Annotated in this window: 1 pseudogene; it reads right to left on the minus strand. The window is 40.9% G+C overall.

Going from position 1 to position 552, the window contains the following annotated elements:
• A pseudogene (locus QM959_RS09575) lies at positions 1 to 552 on the minus strand (IS30 family transposase); the annotation flags it as partial.

The raw sequence follows: 552 nt of genomic DNA on the forward strand, positions 1-552 counted from the left end.
GTATCCATTTCCAGCCAGTAATTCAGTTGCTTAAGGGCCAAATAATTTTGGAAATCCTCATAGGAACGGCCTTTTTTCAATTCTTTAGGGATGGAAGGTAGCTTACTTTTTTTTCTCTCTTTAAATTTAACGGCTCTGGCTAAATCAATCGGAGCGATAGACAGGTAACCTTTTCGGATGTGTCGATAGACAGTTGAGGAGCTGACATCAAGGTTGTGAGTTTTGAGGATATGATAGATGTGTTGTCCCTTTTTAACCCCATCAGAAATGACTTTGTCCATGTCCCAGAAAGTCTGAGAATTAAGGGGAGTTCCTTCACGAGCTTCGATAAGAGTTTGTTCGTACTGCTTTTGAGCTTGTTTAGCGAGGTAGAAGATTTTCTGATAGCCACAATTTTGCCTTCTTTTAGGGCACCCATTACAGATAAAGGGAGCCTTATCGAGTAGAGGGCAAGGAAGGTTATCACATGTAGACTCTCGGATTTGTCTGTTTCGTTTGACTTCTTTAGAAACAGTGGTGGGGTCTTTTAGAATAAGTTGGCCAATAGCTTTG

The organism is Streptococcus mitis (genome assembly GCF_047459985.1).
GTDB lineage: Bacteria > Bacillota > Bacilli > Lactobacillales > Streptococcaceae > Streptococcus > Streptococcus mitis_DZ.